At 42.5% G+C, this 15,840-nt stretch carries 14 protein-coding genes and 1 CRISPR repeat array; of the genes, 7 read left to right on the top strand and 7 right to left on the bottom strand.

Translation table 11 applies throughout. The features are described 5' to 3' along the window. Positions 1–158: 158 nt before the first annotated feature. Together P8S55_RS04015 and csx16 are read right to left on the bottom strand one after the other, a co-directional pair. Positions 159–404: a hypothetical protein gene (locus P8S55_RS04015; protein ID WP_289224994.1), complete on the bottom strand. Its 246-nt coding sequence runs from the start codon at positions 402–404 to the stop codon at positions 159–161. 233 nt (positions 405–637) lie between these two features. Continuing rightward, positions 638–931, bottom strand: coding sequence for a CRISPR-associated protein Csx16 (gene csx16, locus P8S55_RS04020; RefSeq protein WP_289224995.1), 294 nt, complete (start codon positions 929–931; stop codon positions 638–640). A gap of 156 nt (positions 932–1,087) precedes the next feature. On the opposite strand from csx16, the gene csm6 reads away from it, so the two are divergent. From csm6 to cas6, 7 genes are all read left to right on the top strand, one after another. Then, the gene (gene csm6, locus P8S55_RS04025; RefSeq protein ID WP_289224996.1) at positions 1,088–2,143 is read left to right on the top strand and encodes a CRISPR-associated ring nuclease Csm6; all 1,056 of its coding nucleotides are present in this window, start codon (positions 1,088–1,090) and stop codon (positions 2,141–2,143) included. A 104-nt stretch (positions 2,144–2,247) separates the two neighbouring features. After that, on the top strand, positions 2,248–4,959 hold the full coding sequence (gene cas10 / locus P8S55_RS04030) for a type III-A CRISPR-associated protein Cas10/Csm1 (RefSeq protein WP_289224997.1): 2,712 nt from the start codon (positions 2,248–2,250) through the stop codon (positions 4,957–4,959). 24 nt (positions 4,960–4,983) lie between these two features. Further along, positions 4,984–5,418, top strand: a complete 435-nt coding sequence (gene csm2 / locus P8S55_RS04035; protein ID WP_289224998.1) for a type III-A CRISPR-associated protein Csm2 — start codon at positions 4,984–4,986, stop codon at positions 5,416–5,418. 13 nt (positions 5,419–5,431) lie between these two features. Then, positions 5,432–6,157 carry a type III-A CRISPR-associated RAMP protein Csm3 gene (csm3, locus tag P8S55_RS04040; RefSeq protein WP_289224999.1) on the top strand — a complete coding sequence of 242 codons (726 nt, stop codon included), beginning with the start codon at positions 5,432–5,434 and terminating at the stop codon, positions 6,155–6,157. 26 nt (positions 6,158–6,183) lie between these two features. Beyond that, a complete protein-coding gene (gene csm4, locus P8S55_RS04045; RefSeq protein ID WP_289225000.1) occupies positions 6,184–7,128 on the top strand; it encodes a type III-A CRISPR-associated RAMP protein Csm4 in 945 nt (314 codons plus the stop codon). 12 nt (positions 7,129–7,140) lie between these two features. Next, on the top strand, positions 7,141–8,685 hold the full coding sequence (gene csm5 / locus P8S55_RS04050; protein ID WP_289225001.1) for a type III-A CRISPR-associated RAMP protein Csm5: 1,545 nt from the start codon (positions 7,141–7,143) through the stop codon (positions 8,683–8,685). Between the two features lie 10 nt (positions 8,686–8,695). Next, positions 8,696–9,577 carry a CRISPR system precrRNA processing endoribonuclease RAMP protein Cas6 gene (gene cas6, locus P8S55_RS04055; protein ID WP_289225002.1) on the top strand — a complete coding sequence of 294 codons (882 nt, stop codon included), beginning with the start codon at positions 8,696–8,698 and terminating at the stop codon, positions 9,575–9,577. Positions 9,578–9,671: 94 nt separating this feature from the next. After that, positions 9,672–10,630: direct repeats of the CRISPR family, unit length 36 nt; unit sequence GTCTTAATCCCCTATTTGTCGGGGCTCTATTTGAAT. Positions 10,631–10,857: 227 nt separating this feature from the next. On the opposite strand, the gene cas2 is transcribed toward cas6, so the two are convergent. From cas2 to P8S55_RS04080, 5 genes are all read right to left on the bottom strand, one after another. Further along, the gene (gene cas2, locus P8S55_RS04060) at positions 10,858–11,259 is read right to left on the bottom strand and encodes a CRISPR-associated endonuclease Cas2 (RefSeq protein ID WP_289225003.1); all 402 of its coding nucleotides are present in this window, start codon (positions 11,257–11,259) and stop codon (positions 10,858–10,860) included. Between the two features lie 12 nt (positions 11,260–11,271). Then, positions 11,272–11,559, bottom strand: coding sequence for a CRISPR-associated endonuclease Cas2 (locus tag P8S55_RS04065; protein ID WP_289225004.1), 288 nt, complete (start codon positions 11,557–11,559; stop codon positions 11,272–11,274). Positions 11,560–11,593: 34 nt separating this feature from the next. Next, positions 11,594–11,806, bottom strand: coding sequence for a CRISPR-associated endonuclease Cas1 (locus P8S55_RS04070; protein ID WP_289225005.1), 213 nt, complete (start codon positions 11,804–11,806; stop codon positions 11,594–11,596). A gap of 82 nt (positions 11,807–11,888) precedes the next feature. After that, positions 11,889–13,091, bottom strand: coding sequence for a PDDEXK family nuclease (locus tag P8S55_RS04075; RefSeq protein WP_289225006.1), 1,203 nt, complete (start codon positions 13,089–13,091; stop codon positions 11,889–11,891). 20 nt (positions 13,092–13,111) lie between these two features. Next, entirely contained in the window at positions 13,112–15,820 is a 2,709-nt protein-coding gene (locus P8S55_RS04080; RefSeq protein WP_289225007.1) for a hypothetical protein, read from the bottom strand. Positions 15,821–15,840 lie beyond the last annotated feature (20 nt).

Consider the following 15,840-nt stretch of genomic DNA (forward strand, 5'->3'; position numbering starts at 1 on the left):
CGCTGACCGGACGACAACTCAGCGCTGGCATAGAGCTGAGGCTTTAAATAAATCTTTTCCCTGGTAAAAGGTTTGTAGGTAACTTCCTTTGATACTAAAGTTCCAATCTAGGAAACCCTCGATAGCGTTTTCAACGGCTGGATTAGCAAAAGCCTTGTCTATTGCCTGGTCAACTTTCTGCTCAATTTCTGCTCAATTTCTGCAAGGATGAGTGCCTGCTGATCCGCTAGCTCCTGCTCTATTTTTTGCAATACCTCAGCCATTTCTGCTTCTGTGTTTGCAGTAGTGCAGATATTCTTGTTTGCACGTGTGTCACTGCTATCTACGTAGCTGCTCAGGTTTTTAAATTGGTTAATCACCCCAGGCCAATTTATGCTCGCCACTAATAAATAGAATGCAAACATAATTATTAAGGTAAAGCCAAAGACTTTGGAAAATTGATTTGCCGTGGTTTTTTTCTCTGCCGTGGCCTGTTGCCATAAATAACTTAATATCCCTAATGCGCCCTGATTTATATGTTATCTCAAAATCAACTGGCTCAACACTATCTTGACATACAGGGGCCGCGTTATGCGCTTTTAATCAGTTTTTAAGCCGAACAGCGATTTACCCTCAAGTTAATCGAGGTTCCAAATACTCAATCCATTTCAGTCACATAAAACACACGTAAGTTCGCATCAAGATGCTTTAACTCTTGTGCGGTTAACTCACGCCCCCTTAAAGCAAAAGGCACATTAAATGACAAATGCTTATAAACAACCCCAAGCTTGTTAATTTCAGCAACAATAGGTATTGGCAAATTTCCAACAACGACATCATTTTTCTTAAGCATACCAATCTCTAAATGGAGAAGGTGCTGATCAAAAACAACGCCCTCATTTTTCAACCAATCGAGCGCACCTTCATGTCTTGTCACCACATATGTTGTCATGCACAACCCCATAAATTAATGATTTTTTACCCTATCATAAATAATTTAATGATAAAAATCCGTTTTCACAACCTTTTGATAATCGCCTAAAGGGTAAAAAGCATTAACAATACCTGTTAACTAACTTAAACAGTTTTAACATGAACCCTATAAAACATGAACCCTATAAAAACCACTCATGATAAACAGTATTCAAAACGTATCTTATATGCCGTACTGGGACTATCACCACAGATACTGACTGAAACGCTTTATGCCCTGACAAAAGAATCACCCAGTTTTATACCCACACATATTTTTGTACTCACAACACTAAAGGGATTACAACATTGTAAGCTAGCACTTTTCAAAGAAAATGGTGGTTGGTTCTATCGCTTTTGTAAAGACTATAAACTTAGCAACATACATTTTTCAGAACAAAACATCTATACATTGCGCGACGCGGAGGGTAATCAACTAGAAGACATCCGAACGCCAGCTGAAAACAATGCCGTTGCCAACCAAATTAGCCAACATATTCGCCAATTTACATCTGAACCCGACACTATGCTCCATGTATCTATCGCTGGCGGTAGAAAAACGATGGGATTTTATGCTGGCTATGCTTTGTCAATGTTTGGGCGCGAGCAAGACAGGTTATCGCATGTGTTGGTAGCACCTGAGTTTGAAAGTCATCCTCATTTTTTCTATCCAACGCCTTACTCTCAAGTTATACGAACACGCGATCAACAGAATATCCTGGATATACGAGACGCCAAAGTAGATTTAGCCTACCTACCCTTTGTAAGACTACGAGATGCCATATCGCCCGACTTACTGCAAGCACTCGACTTTAACAGCCTAGTAAATCAGTTGCAGCGAACGTTTGAAGAGCCAACCCTGTTGGTCAATACGATCAAACGAAGCCTAGAGATTAATCAAAACACAATTGTATTAACCCCAGCCAATTTCATATTTTACTATTGGATGATTGAGCGCCTGTTAAATGGCGAACCAGGCATACGAGTGCCACCAGAAAATTACCCTAATACAGAGTACCGTGACCACTATTTACGCTTAAAAGATAAACTCATAGGTCCCATGCGCGATATGGACCGCACAATAGAAGCCATAAAAATGGGGATGTCGAAAGAATTCATCGCACAACGAAAAACCAGCAATTGTATTGAACATGGCCTTAGCCTTAACCCAAAAAAAATTAACATTATTTAAACGAAAAACCATACCAACGCTTAGTTAATTTGTCACAACCTTGCCAGAGTTGACTGGTAAGAAAAAAAAGGCAACAATGTAAAAAACAATCAAGGAAACATTCGATGACATTGATTAACCAAACAACACGCCTTGCATTTGCAGCACTTATTCACGACTTGGGTAAACTCACAGAGCGAGCCAAAATCAATTACCCTCAAAGCGAAATTGCCCTTGCTCAACAACTCTACTGCCCCACAAAAAAAACCAACGGATACAGCTTTCCAACACATAAACATGCTGCGTTTACCGCACTTAGTCTAGAAGAAATAAATCCAAGCCTACCCGTACTTAAAGGCACCGATTTTAGCCCATTCGCCCATAGCGAAAGTCGTGATGCTGATGATTCACTTATTAATGCCGCAGCCAAACACCACAAACCAGACACGTTACTGCAATGGATCATTGCCAAAGCCGATAGAGTTGCATCGGGTTTTGAACGCGAACAATTTGATGCCTACAACCTAGCAGACGAAAAAACAGAAACCGGCAAAAACCACTATCAAGCCAGATTATTATCATTGTTTGAGTTAATTGATATAAGCCAACAAAAAGACATCTCGCCGGCACAACTGCAATACCGAATTCCACTACAGCCTCTAACCGTTAAATCGCAATTTCCTTTAAAAAGAACGCAATGCGAACCTGCAGACGATTCCCAGGCACAGCAAGAGTATGCAAAACTATGGTCGGCATTTAAACAAGCGCTAGATACCATTCCAACCGCTACCCAAGCACAACTGCCGCTTTGGCTAGAACACTTTGATAGTTTACTTCTACAGTATTGTCATGCAATACCCTCAGCAACCGCGTTTGGGGCGCGGCCAGACGTTAGTCTCTACGACCACAGCAAAGCAGTGACAGCACTAGCAACCGCATTATGGCGCTACATAGAAGAAACAAACCAACACCAACAAGCACATCAAGCACTCTCACGTTTCGATAAACAATTTGACCAACAGCCAATCTACACTCTGATACAAGGGGATTTTTTTGGCATCCAAAACTTCATTTTTAATGATGATGAAGCTGGCAATAGTCAAAAGCATGCCGCTAGGCTTATGCGCGGACGCTCTTTCCAAATATCACTGCTCAGTGAGCTTGCCGCTGTCAAACTTTTAGATGCGCTTGAACTTCCAGGTACCAGCCAAATCATTAACGCGGCTGGTAAATTTATGATAATTGCACCGAACACAGAACGCACACACCAAACCCTAACTAAAATCCAACAAGAAATTTCCACTTGGTTTTTAGAACAAACCTATGGCCAATCAGGTATTGGCTTAGTAAGCGTTAATGCGTGTCATGAGGATTTTTTAACAAAATCCACTGACAAAAACACCGGCTTTAGTGGACTACTGAGTCGCTTATTTGAACAACTTGAAATCGCTAAATACCAACGCTACAACCTAACATCAACGCAGCAATCGCCAGTATTTGAAGACTATCTGGCACGAGTGCAAAAAGCTGGCGGCGTTTGCGCTATAAATGGGCGTTACCCAGCCGATGGTAATCTCCAAGAAACCAAATTAGCACGGCTAACACAAGATCAAATCACCCTTGGTAAACTGCTCGCAGACCCAAGCAACAGCCATTTAATTATTTATAACAAACCGCCGCACAAAAGTGATTTAAAACTCAGTATGCTAGGCTACTACGTACGAATTGCTAGCGCCGACACCGCGCACAAAATAACCAACAGCCAAGCTGAACTTAAAGACATCAGTCGAATGTTTGATATAGCGCTACCACCGACCAAAGATGATGAGCCCATCTTTAAAGGTTACGCCAAACGCTTTATCAATGCCTATGTACCCTTATTTAGCCACCATGACCTACTGCTAAAAGAGCGATATAGCAAACTTGATGCAGAAGAACAATTATTCACGCAAGGCGATTCAAAAACCTTACACCATTTAGCTGCCGAAGACAGACAAATGAAAGCCGATGAAAAATGGGTTGGCATTTCAGCACTGCACACATTAAAAGGTGACATTGATAATTTAGGGCTTATCTTTCAACAAGGCCTAACAACACCATCAAGTGCCCACAGCCGCCAACACCAACGCAGTATAACCTTTGCAAAAATGGCAAGCCTATCCCGTCAACTCAACCAGTTTTTTACTGTTTACTTACCCTGGCTATGCCAAAACCGCTTTCCAAACAGCTACACCGTATTTGCGGGTGGCGATGACTTTTTCCTAATAGGACCCTGGAAAAAACAACTGGAACTCGCAAAAACACTCAGAGAAGACTTTGCCAACTTCACCGCACAGAATCCACAACTGAGCTTTTCAGCGGGACTATCCCTAACAAAAGCAAAGCTACCCATTCGTCAAATGGCCAAATTTGCCGAAGAAAGCCTTGAGCAAGCCAAACAGCATGAAAACAGCATTACCAAGCAAACAAAAAACGCCATCAGTCTATTTAACACCCCCTTTAACTGGGACGAACTTAATCAAATTTATGCCGCTTACAACGCACTACTAGACCTACAGTTTGACCACAACCAACTGCTATCCACTGGCTATATCTACGGTCTTCTTGAGCTATGTGATATGGGTTACAGAGCCAAAAACCCCTCAAGCAAACCCAATCCACGCGATTTCAGTTGGCGTTCAAAACTTGTGTATCGCACGCAACGCCTAATTAAAGACAAAACTGAAAAGCAAGCTGTTGCCGACCAGCTTATCAGCCTTATTGGTAATGAAATTAACAAACACCCACTCGCTTTTAAAGCCGTTATTCAACTTTATTTGTATAGCCATCGTGCTTAATAACCCAAGCCAAAGGAGCCTACCTTGAAAACACTACTTGACAAAATCAATCTAAACCAGATTGATGACCAACTCTTTGACACCACGGCTGAACAGATTGCACAGGCATTTGGTACGCCTTACAAAGTGGAAAAAAATAACAGAACAAAAGAACCTAAAGACGCCAATAAAAGCTCACAAATCCGCCGATTTTATGAAGACCTATTGAACTGGGAAACACAGCTCAATCGAGCAACCAGCAAGAAAGAACGCGATCAAAAATACGCCGAATTACTACCGCTAATAAAAATGCTAAATGCCAAAGTTGCCTATGCACATGGGCGCGATACCGTTGACGACCAATTTAGAGACTTTATCAACCATTGCATTCGCCAACTAACACCAGATCAGCCCAATGGTTTTAAGCATTTCAAACTACTATTTGAAGCCGTAATTGGTTTTATGAAAAATAAAGCTTAACAAGGAGCCCAACATGACACTTCAGCTTACCAAAATTACCCGAATCGAAGCCACCCTGGAATTACTCACGGGCATGCACATTGGCGCAGGGTCAGATGTGATGCATATAGGTGGTATCGACAACCCGGTTATTAAAAACCCAATCGACAACAAACCCTACATCCCGGGTTCATCATTAAAAGGTAAAATTCGCAGCCTTCTAGAGTGGCGAGCAGGCCTGGTAGGGCCAACCCAAGGCGCACCGGTTGGATTAAATCATCTAAAAGAACTAACCAGCGTGCAACAAATAGAAGCCAAAAAAATCATTCAACTATTTGGAGCATCTGGCGACACTAAAAACACAGAACTGGCCTTAACGCTTGGGCCAACCCGCTGTTCATTTTGGGATGCAAAACTCAATGAAGACTGGTACCAAGCAGTACTAGAATTAGGTGTTAGCATCACAGAAGATAAAACCGAAAACACCATTGACCGAATTAGTGCGACAGCAAAAAACCCACGCCACACAGAACGCGTTCCTGCCGGTGCCCAATTTCAATTTACCCTCACCTTCAAACATCTACTAAGCGACGACGAACAACAACTCATACCCCTACTGCTTCAAGGGCTCAAACTACTTGAAACTGAAGGGCTTGGTGGCTCTGGTTCACGCGGTTACGGTAAAGTTAAATTCATTGACGTCAAACTCAACGGCCAAACGCTTGCTGATTTTGACACACTTGACCCGTTCGCCGCTTAACGAGACCTCAAAAGAGAACTGGATTTATGAACCTCTACAAATTAACGCTACGCCCACAAAGCGCATTTATTACGCCGTTAAAAGGGGACACCCTATTTGGCCAACTATGCTGGCAAATTCGTGAAAGCTTTGGTGAAGCGCGGCTAACAGAGCTGCTTAGCGGTTACACGGCAAATACCCCGTTTGCCGTGGTAAGCGATGCGTTTATTCAAGGCACCTTACCGATGCCAAATGTACCGATGCACCTAAAAACAGGCGCAAGCCAACAGGGGCAACTAAAAAAGCTCAAAAAAATTAAATTTATTAATGTAGAAGCACTCCACCTGCCACTAAAAAACTGGCTCAGCAACGCAAAGACACTGGAAAGCAACGGCTTGCCACAAAGCTTTCAGGGCCTACACAACAGTATTAATCGTCTAACCAACAGCACTACCGGCGATGCGTTCTCGCCTTTTACACTTAATAAATACAGCTACCCAAACAACAGCCTATTGGACTGCTACTTGGTGTTAGACACCACAAAATTAGACCTTGAAGAAGCCAAAGAAATAATAGCAACCATTGGTTTAATAGGTTATGGGCGCAAAGCCAATACCGGGCATGGCAAATTTAGTCTTGAAAGCATCGAGAAAATCGAACCCTCAACCTACGCAAACCCGAATGGACAAAGCTACCTTACCCTAGCCCCCTGTCGAGTAGCGCCTGAAGGTTGGAATACGCCACAATGTTACTACCAACTATTTACCCGCTTTGGCCGCCATGGCATCCAGCTTGTACACACACAACCCTTTAAACAACCGGTTATGCTCATGGAAACCGGAGCCGTTTTAACCCCCCAAAAAATGGATGCCGACACATTATTTATTGGCCAAGGACTAACCGGAATCTCGCAAGCCCAACCCCAAGCTGTACAACAAGCTTACAGTCCGGTACTGCGTATAGACCTTGGTACTCAACCCAACAATGATTAAAAGAGAACTCGCATGAAATCTTGGCAAGAAAATCTCACACTCGTTCCAATTAGCTCAATCCATATTGGCTGTGGACAAGACCTCGACCCCACGGAGTATGTCATTCACGACCAGCTCATCCATCATTACACCCACCTACAAATGTTCCATGCGCTTAATCCTAAAACTCTAAGCGCAATAACCAAGCTGGCCGAAAATGCACGCAGCGCAGAAGACCAACTTGCCCTGCGCAGCCTCATCTACCAACATCGAGATGAACTAGCACAACAATCGAACTATCAGTTTTTAGTGAGCCCAGGTCTGATAGAAAAATACCAAGCGACAATTAATAAAGTCGCCCACAAAGACAATAAAGCACAAAATAAACTAGCGCTAATACGCCATGCACACAATCCTGTTACACAACAAGCCTATATTCCAGGATCGAGCCTAAAAGGCGCCATTCGGACCGCAATAACCAATCAACTCATTCAAGCAAAAAAAATAACAACCATCAAGCAACCTAAATCCGATGATTTACAAAAAAAGCTCCTGAACTATAAAAATGTGGCACAAGACCCTTTTAAGCGCCTAAAAATTAGCGATGCCATGAGCCAACGGCCTATTCAAAAATTTCAGATTGCAACCAATTACGCAAAAAATATAGAAAAAAGAGCTGGCGGAGGAATACCCGTACAAATTGAAACAATCCAAATTGGCAGTCAATTTACGTTTAACGCACAATTTAAACCCTATGAACCCAATCAAAATTCATTTAGCACCGACATCCCAAATATCATTGATAATCTCAACCTATTCTACTTGCCAAAGCTCAAGAAAGACCTACAAAACTGGCAAAACGACACACGAATCAACGCAGAATGGAAAGCACAGCTAAACCAATTAATCTCCGTTCTAAGCCAAGACATAGCCCAAAACAACATCGCTTTTATTCGATTAGGTCACTATGCCGGCGCGCTATCAAAAAGCTGGGATGGCATACGAAAAATAGCAAACGTCAAAATCATAGATTTTCGTAATCCGGCAAAATTCATGCAAGACACTAAAACCTTCTGGTTGGCCGAAAACGCCCAACCGCTCGGTTGGGCAATCATCGCCAGAGGCCAGCTACCTGCACAGCTAACTACCTTTATCGCAGGATTAAGCGCCCAAGACCAAACCCAATACAGCCAAATTCAAGAACGCCAACAACACTATGCACAAATAAAACAACAGCGGATAGAACAAAAACAACGTCAACTCGCAAGCCAACGACAACAAGAGCAAGAACAAGCGGCAAAACAAGCCGCCATCAGCAAACTAAGCCCAACGCAACGATTAATCTATGAACTCAATGAAGATTTTACACAAGAGAAAGCCAATAACCGACAAAACCCAGCGGGTGAGCTGCGCGTTAAAATAAACGAACTCATTGACATGGCAGCCAACCAGGCCTGGTCACGAGATGAAAAAAACCAACTTAAACAAACCTGTATTGAAATATTTCAATACTGGAAAATCGATGTCAAAAAAAATAGCAAAGTGAAAGACAAGCTGAAGTTACTTAATGAACAATAAGTAGACCACTATGATCGAAACCTTCCGATTTACCCTCAAAACCCAATCGACCATGAACTGGCCTACCCAGGCCGGTTCTATGTTGCGCGGCGCCTTTGGGCACACGCTCAAGCGCCTCAGTTGCATGACCAAACAACCGGTGTGCAAAAATTGCCCCTTGGTTAATACCTGCCCCTATACCGCCATTTTTGAAACCCAAGCGCGCACGAACCAAACCAACCGACCCAGCCCCTACATTATTCAACCGCTTCCGTCTGCCACCAGGGCAGCAACGCACCAATTCGATCTTACCCTGATAGGAAAAGACACACTAAACCAACTACCGTTAATTTTCTACGCCTGGGAAAACGCATTAGCGGGCGGATTAACCAAACACGCTATACCGGCAAAACTTCACCAGGTAACGCACCAAAATACCTGCCTTGTTGACAATGGCGTGCCATTAACACTAGCGTTCGAACCCACGCCACTGCCGCAAGCGAATCCACAAAACCAAACTTTAAACATCACCATCAAAACACCCATGCGATTAGAGCAACGTAACCAACTCATAGGCCAAGCCGAATTTAGCCTGAACGGGTTGTTTACACACATAATTCGCCGTAACAAATTCATGTTTCAACACCACCTACCAGAAACCTCATTTAACTTTGCCATAAACCTAGCAAATTTAAGCGACGCAAAGCCACACCAACAAACACTAACGTGGCAAGATTGGCAGCGCTATTCAAATCGCCAACAACAAGCCATGACACTGGGCGGCTTAGTAGGCCAAATTCAACTCAAACCCCATACACTGACGCCACAACAATACCAACAACTGCAAATCGTACAACGTATAAACATTGGCAAACACACCGTCTTTGGTATGGGTGCTATTGAACTCCAATAATCCAAACCTTGCCGCCAACACCATCACCTTGAACCCTATACCAGGCCAGGTATAGGTCACCCCCAGCGAGACCAGCACTCCGAATTACCACCACGATTTAATCCCCTATTTGTCGGGGCTCTATTTGAATCGTGTGTGTTAGTGTCGACGGATGGGCGCCGGCTTACGTCTTAATCCCCTATTTGTCGGGGCTCTATTTGAATTCTGAAATGTGCCGCTACATGATGCGGTCATCTATGTCTTAATCCCCTATTTGTCGGGGCTCTATTTGAATGCACAAAACGAAGAACAAGTAAGAGGGATGCCCGTGTCTTAATCCCCTATTTGTCGGGGCTCTATTTGAATGGATATCATTCATTTATGGCGGTGCTAGGGCACAGTCTTAATCCCCTATTTGTCGGGGCTCTATTTGAATGCACAAAACGAAGAACAAGTAAGAGGGATGCCCGTGTCTTAATCCCCTATTTGTCGGGGCTCTATTTGAATGGATATCATTCATTTATGGCGGTGCTAGGGCACAGTCTTAATCCCCTATTTGTCGGGGCTCTATTTGAATATAGCACCCACAATTGGTTCCAATACGGTTGAGTATGTCTTAATCCCCTATTTGTCGGGGCTCTATTTGAATGAGGGTATTCAGTCCGACATCGATGCGGATACTACCGGTCTTAATCCCCTATTTGTCGGGGCTCTATTTGAATCGTTTCGTAAGTGTCAACGCTTGCGAAAAAAATCCGTCTTAATCCCCTATTTGTCGGGGCTCTATTTGAATGCCTGATCACGCAAGATGAGCTGAGCGATCTTCGGTCTTAATCCCCTATTTGTCGGGGCTCTATTTGAATGAGGTGGTAGGGGTCGAGGTAAATCACCCCCGTATCTGTCTTAATCCCCTATTTGTCGGGGCTCTATTTGAATTAATATTAATTGACAAACCCCGGGGGTTTGATAGTCTTAATCCCCTATTTGTCGGGGCTCTATTTGAATCCGTGGGACGGGCATAAGCGTGGTTTTTGCCATGTCTTAATCCCCTATTTGTCGGGGCTCTATTTGAATCGTTGTGGATAATTTATCCGCTTATTTTTCAATAACTTAGAAAGCATCTTAGCTGGTTTATTTTCCAGCCAAAAACTTATCTTTTTAGTTTGGCACTTTTGCATATAGTTATCCACATTTTTAAAGAAACTAATCAATTGTAACTATTAAAAAAATTTGCACCATCTATTCACCATCGTCTCACAGCTTGCAGACCAATGACTACAAGGCTAAAATCCATTGATATTTTACTCTAATTCTGGCTTTTTGGCATGGTCAATACCTTTCAAAAGTGCCTCTGGGATTTGTGTTTGTTGGTTGTTTTTTATTTCCAGCCATTGCTTGGTTCGCTGCCATGCATTGGCTTTTGCATCTTGGTCCATTAATAGGCTTTCATGTAGGCTACTGCCGTATAACCATAGGGTTTGGGCGCTTTCGATTGGGTAGGTCCTAACATCGTCTAGCTTAGGGTTAATTAGGCTTGCTAGTTCCGCCATAATGGTTTCCATTCTTTGTTCACTGGCTAAAACTAAATAAACCGATTTTTGTAAGGCTAAGCCAAATTTTTTAATATATTTATGCACCCTTTGGAGTCGTTTTGGGTTTTTGATGTCATAGGCTAATATGTGCCAGTGCGCTTTTTTTTTCATTTAAAAGTTCCTTTATTTGATATAAAAGATTTGCTGAAAAAATCCTAGGCTACCCCCCGTGCCGCGGTTATAGATTGGGCGTGATGGATTTACCCACTCGAGGAGGACTCGATCGGTTGTTGGGTCTGCTAGGCTACTCAACTCGGCAAACAATTTTTTGGCTTGGTTGGCGCTTAATAAACACTCATGCACTGATTTTTGCCCATCTAAACGCCATCTTTTTAAGGTGTTGAGCATTTTAAGTCGAGTGGCATTGTCTTTTATGTCATATGCAATAATTGCTGAATATTTATTTGGCATGCTGTCATTCCTGTTTAGGTGTGGGTTTTCTTACCTAACCAACATGGTTTTTTAAAAAGTCTGTTAATTGTTCTAATTGTCGCCAAACGTCACTTTCAACACTGGGTTTGCCGTGAATAATAAGCTGGCTTATTAGATGCAATGGAATGGTTTGTTTTGTTGTTTCTGGTGTGCGAATAACCAGGGTGGTGCTTTCGATACTAACCTGGGAATCTTTACGATCTATAACGACTGGAAATGCATTCATGATAATCCCTCTCTTCGTATGTATGCCGAGTATTATCATGAAGCATTTTTTTATAAATGTATCGTTTCACAAGTTTGTGGTTTTAGGCGTTTTTGGCTAACTGCGCCAGCAGTTGTTGCTTTGAGCTTAGAACGGTAATGTGATTTTGTTTGCAGGTTTCGTAAAAATCTTCTTTGCGCTGTTGATTGGTGATGCTTTGATCAAATAGTGGGCTAACAAACAGGTAGTATTCTAGTTTGCCAGCACGCACTAGTGATGTTATTTGGCGTATGATGTCTTTTAATTTTGTTTCATCTACAGGCTCAACCTTGGCTTCTATCAGCTGGAGGTTTCCCTGCTTAATAAGTACAAAGTCTAAATCTCGTGTGGGCTCTCTTATTTCAACACTTCGTGCAAAGTGTGTAACGCCCGCTTCTGTTAACCAGTGTGCCAGCAGGGTTTCAAGCCAAACACCTGCTACCCATTTTTTCCAATTTTTGTTTTTTGTATTATTTTTACCGGGTAATGTAAGCTGCGTTTCGTTGACACTAATGGCCTGGGCATCTAATTCGGCAAGCTCCTTACACCATGCTTTGAAAGCGGTTAGATCGTTGGTTTGAATTGTGTTTAGATCAATGGTTAGCATTTTGCCCACTGGTGCATCACTAGTATGCCATAGGGTTTTAAAAAGTTGGGCTAAAACTCGGTGCGGATGATTCGGGTTTTCGGGTAAAAAAGCATCCCAAATTTTCTGCGCTATAGCCGTTGCTTGGGGGTTCAAATCAATTTTGTTGTGGGTAACAAAACAAGGTGTGTAGGTTCTAATGGCTTGGAGTGGCAATGGGGCCTTTAGTGGATAGTCTGGTAAGACACTATCATCTAATGTCCAGCGTTGCAGGGTTTGCTGGTTCATTGCCTTGTAGTGTATTTCTGCCCATGAGAGTGCCTTAATCAATTGGATTGGAATAATTTTGGTTCCACCATTGATATTAAGAATCCATTTTTCGTCCGTGTGTGTTTGGTAATGTGGTGTTAAGTATTGGTTTATCCACTGATTCAGTTCGGCAAAATTTTCCCCACTAAATCCTTCTGTCGCTGTAATAATAATTACCTGTAGGCTTGGGTAATCTTCATTCATGACTTGTTTGAAACGCTTTGCTGCTTCACTAAACCGTAGGTTTGATGTATGAATCAGCCATAGCGTTTTTGGCAGGACGGGCTGGGAAATAACCGACGTTAAATTGGGTAAATTATGTTCTGAAATGATAATGACATAATTTATTACTTGATGGCTAGGCTGTTTCATATCGTTTTTTTGGTCATCGCTTAATGAAAATTAAAGGGCAGCAGCTGATTGAGCTTATTTAGCAATTGCGCGCCTGATGGTTTTTGTGGCCAGTCGTCAAATTTTTCCCAAGGCGCATGCTGGAGCTGTTGTTTTATTTGTTCTTTATCCAATTGTGCAGCTGATACAGGATAACCCAGGCTTGCAGCCATCGCGGCTATCACTAACCCAATATAGCGCAATATCGCACCTTGTAGTGGTTGACTGGTTAGGTTTATGGCTTCTTCAAACTGTTGCTTTGCCAATTTTGGTTGGCCATTGAGTGAGAGTAGATATCCTCTGTAGGCATAAATCCATTCCCAGGGATGCGCTTGATCGTTGTAAGTCCAATCGGATTGGTAGCTTAAATAGCTTTGTATTTCTTGAGCAAATACACTGGGTTGGTACACAAAAGCTCGCAACATTAAGTAATGGCTGTAGTAGATAGTGGGATTATCAACATCAAACCCCGTTGCAAAGCTTTTAATCGTGTTAGTAGCGTTTGGTTTACTAAGGTTGATATGCGCTAATAACTCATTTTGCCATTGTGTATTAAGCCAAGTCATTTTATTAAGTATGGCATAGGTACGCGTTTGTATAGTTTCGCGCTCTGCCCTTTCTTTATCACTTAAACGACTAAACAAGGCAATCGCTTGTTCGAAGCGCGTATTAGCGATTTGCTGCTGTCCTTTAAATGCGGCTAATTGACCCATTGTTGATTCTAATTTCGCATATTGCATAAGGCCAACAGTTGCCGGTTTTTCTTTTAGCCATTTATCTACTAGTTCTTCGGCAAGCGAAAACTGGAAGCTGTTCGTGGCGGCTGAGGCAATTTTCAAGGCGAGATCACACATGCCAGGGGCGTCTTCGTCACGCATTTGGTTCATTAATGCTATGGCTTGTGCAATAAGCGAAAGATCCATCGCCCCTTGGTGATTTTGCAGGGCTAACTGGGTGCTAAGCCACTGCGCTTGTATGGCAGCGCTCCAACTTGCTGCTGGGGGCTTGGAATTATGCAACCAGTTTAGAATGAAGCCTAACTGGCGTAGATTATAGTTTTTTAACTTAATTTTATTTGTAACTGTCATTAAATAGCTTTGCCAGGTTGCAGGCTGATTTTTTACTTTGCTACCGTGGCCATTCATCACCGTTTTTAAAAGACTGTTGTCTGGTTCTTCTGAGAGATTAAGCATAATTTCATACCAGTCGGTGGCATTAAAACTTCCGGTCGGATTAAGCAGTAAAAATAGTCTGTCAACACTAGCTATGTCGGGGCGCAATAAACAGTGGTGCTCCATTTTTGATAATTGGAGTCGATGGCGACTGGCTGCAGCAGGGCTCCCCCACATATGTGCAACGGTATCTACATAACCATTATAAGCATCATCTTTACTGATAAACTCCATGGTGAGCTGTAGGTTTTCAAACCGCTGCTGCTCAATCGCCTGTAATTCACTTTCTACACGCTGCGCAATGGCTTTAATTGGAAAGCTTTGTTGATTATAGCTGGCATATTGCTCTACTAAAAAACGAACCTGGGTTTGGTCTTTCGGTTCGATAGGTAACAACAAAACCACCCAGCGCACCAGCTGATAAATAGCATCAAACCATCCTTGCTTAATATCATGGCCAGCATCTTTTACCGTAAAACCAAACACCCCAACGGAACTGTTTAATAGGTTTTGTATCACCCTATCATTTTCAACATCGGGCTGTTCGGTAGCATGGTGTTTTTGCAATGCCGGCAACTGACCCTGGGCATAATCTGGCACTAGCACTGCCACAACACGACCTAACTCAACTTGTGAGTAATCAAGTGATTGTGCTTGGTGGTCAAATTGCTTACCTGTCTCATCGACATAAATTAACCAGTTTTTAGCGGGTTTTAGGTGACGTAAATTATTGGGATGTGCGCCATTATTAAAAATGGGGGGGGGTAAACAAACTCGCTGTTGCTGCGGGCGTTTAATATGATTTTGCTGATTAATTAAACGTAATTTTTGTTTGTTCGCGAAATAATGGATTGTTTTGTTGATTTTCGCATCTATGGCATTTTTGATTCGCGGTATGTCGTAACCGGGTTGAGTGAAAATCCAATTCGATAGTGTTACCCGATCAATCGGCTTTCTTGAAACCTTGAGCTCAGTAACCTTTTGGTCTAGTTGCTCTAGTAATAACTTAGTTTGTGCGCCATCTTGGCGAGCTTTGTTAATTTTTTTAGCAAAACTAGCATCTGTTTGCACACGACTGTAAGCCTCATCCAGCAACTCATTAAATATATGTTGCAAATCTTTTGTTAAGGTAAAGTAACTATGCCGAAATATCTCATGACATAGCTCACAGCCCTTTAAATGTGCATAAGCACGTGGCTTAAGTGGTGTTTGATCGGCAACTGGCTCGGGGACTAGATCAGCTTCTTCAACGTCTACAAAACGAATATCACCAGTGATTAAATCACGCCACTGACTTCCCATTTCTAAATATAAGTGGGCCGCATTTGGAAATAGGCGCTGCGCCGCAGTCCAATAAAGAACTGAAGACTTTTCGGCCCCCAAAACATAAGTAATATTAACCAAACCTAGTTGTTTTAGCTGCTTTTCAATAGATTCTAGGTTTTTTTCAGTTGCAGAAATATTTACAGGTTCGATGCTCTCCTCAAATGACGCTAGCATCTGTAAGTCGAATGGTTCAAGTAATAATGCCTTAGCCATAATCTATACAATTCCTTTTT

The sequence above is a fragment of the Thiomicrospira sp. R3 genome (assembly GCF_029581415.1).
Lineage (GTDB): Bacteria > Pseudomonadota > Gammaproteobacteria > Thiomicrospirales > Thiomicrospiraceae > Thiomicrospira.

What these genes read in the sequence shown, in the direction of transcription:
- P8S55_RS04070 (WP_289225005.1), bottom strand. Translation starts at nt 11,806, where the DNA reads ATGAATGCATTTCCAGTCGTTATAGATCGTAAAGATTCCCAGGTTAGT.
- cas10 (WP_289224997.1), top strand. Translation starts at nt 2,248, where the DNA reads ATGACATTGATTAACCAAACAACACGCCTTGCATTTGCAGCACTTATT.
- P8S55_RS04075 (WP_289225006.1), bottom strand. Translation starts at nt 13,091, where the DNA reads ATGAAACAGCCTAGCCATCAAGTAATAAATTATGTCATTATCATTTCA.
- cas6 (WP_289225002.1), top strand. Translation starts at nt 8,696, where the DNA reads ATGATCGAAACCTTCCGATTTACCCTCAAAACCCAATCGACCATGAAC.
- csx16 (WP_289224995.1), bottom strand. Translation starts at nt 931, where the DNA reads ATGACAACATATGTGGTGACAAGACATGAAGGTGCGCTCGATTGGTTG.
- P8S55_RS04015 (WP_289224994.1), bottom strand. Translation starts at nt 404, where the DNA reads ATGTTTGCATTCTATTTATTAGTGGCGAGCATAAATTGGCCTGGGGTG.
- P8S55_RS04080 (WP_289225007.1), bottom strand. Translation starts at nt 15,820, where the DNA reads ATGGCTAAGGCATTATTACTTGAACCATTCGACTTACAGATGCTAGCG.
- csm6 (WP_289224996.1), top strand. Translation starts at nt 1,088, where the DNA reads ATGAACCCTATAAAAACCACTCATGATAAACAGTATTCAAAACGTATC.
- cas2 (WP_289225003.1), bottom strand. Translation starts at nt 11,259, where the DNA reads ATGAAAAAAAAAGCGCACTGGCACATATTAGCCTATGACATCAAAAAC.
- csm3 (WP_289224999.1), top strand. Translation starts at nt 5,432, where the DNA reads ATGACACTTCAGCTTACCAAAATTACCCGAATCGAAGCCACCCTGGAA.
- csm4 (WP_289225000.1), top strand. Translation starts at nt 6,184, where the DNA reads ATGAACCTCTACAAATTAACGCTACGCCCACAAAGCGCATTTATTACG.
- csm5 (WP_289225001.1), top strand. Translation starts at nt 7,141, where the DNA reads ATGAAATCTTGGCAAGAAAATCTCACACTCGTTCCAATTAGCTCAATC.
- P8S55_RS04065 (WP_289225004.1), bottom strand. Translation starts at nt 11,559, where the DNA reads ATGCCAAATAAATATTCAGCAATTATTGCATATGACATAAAAGACAAT.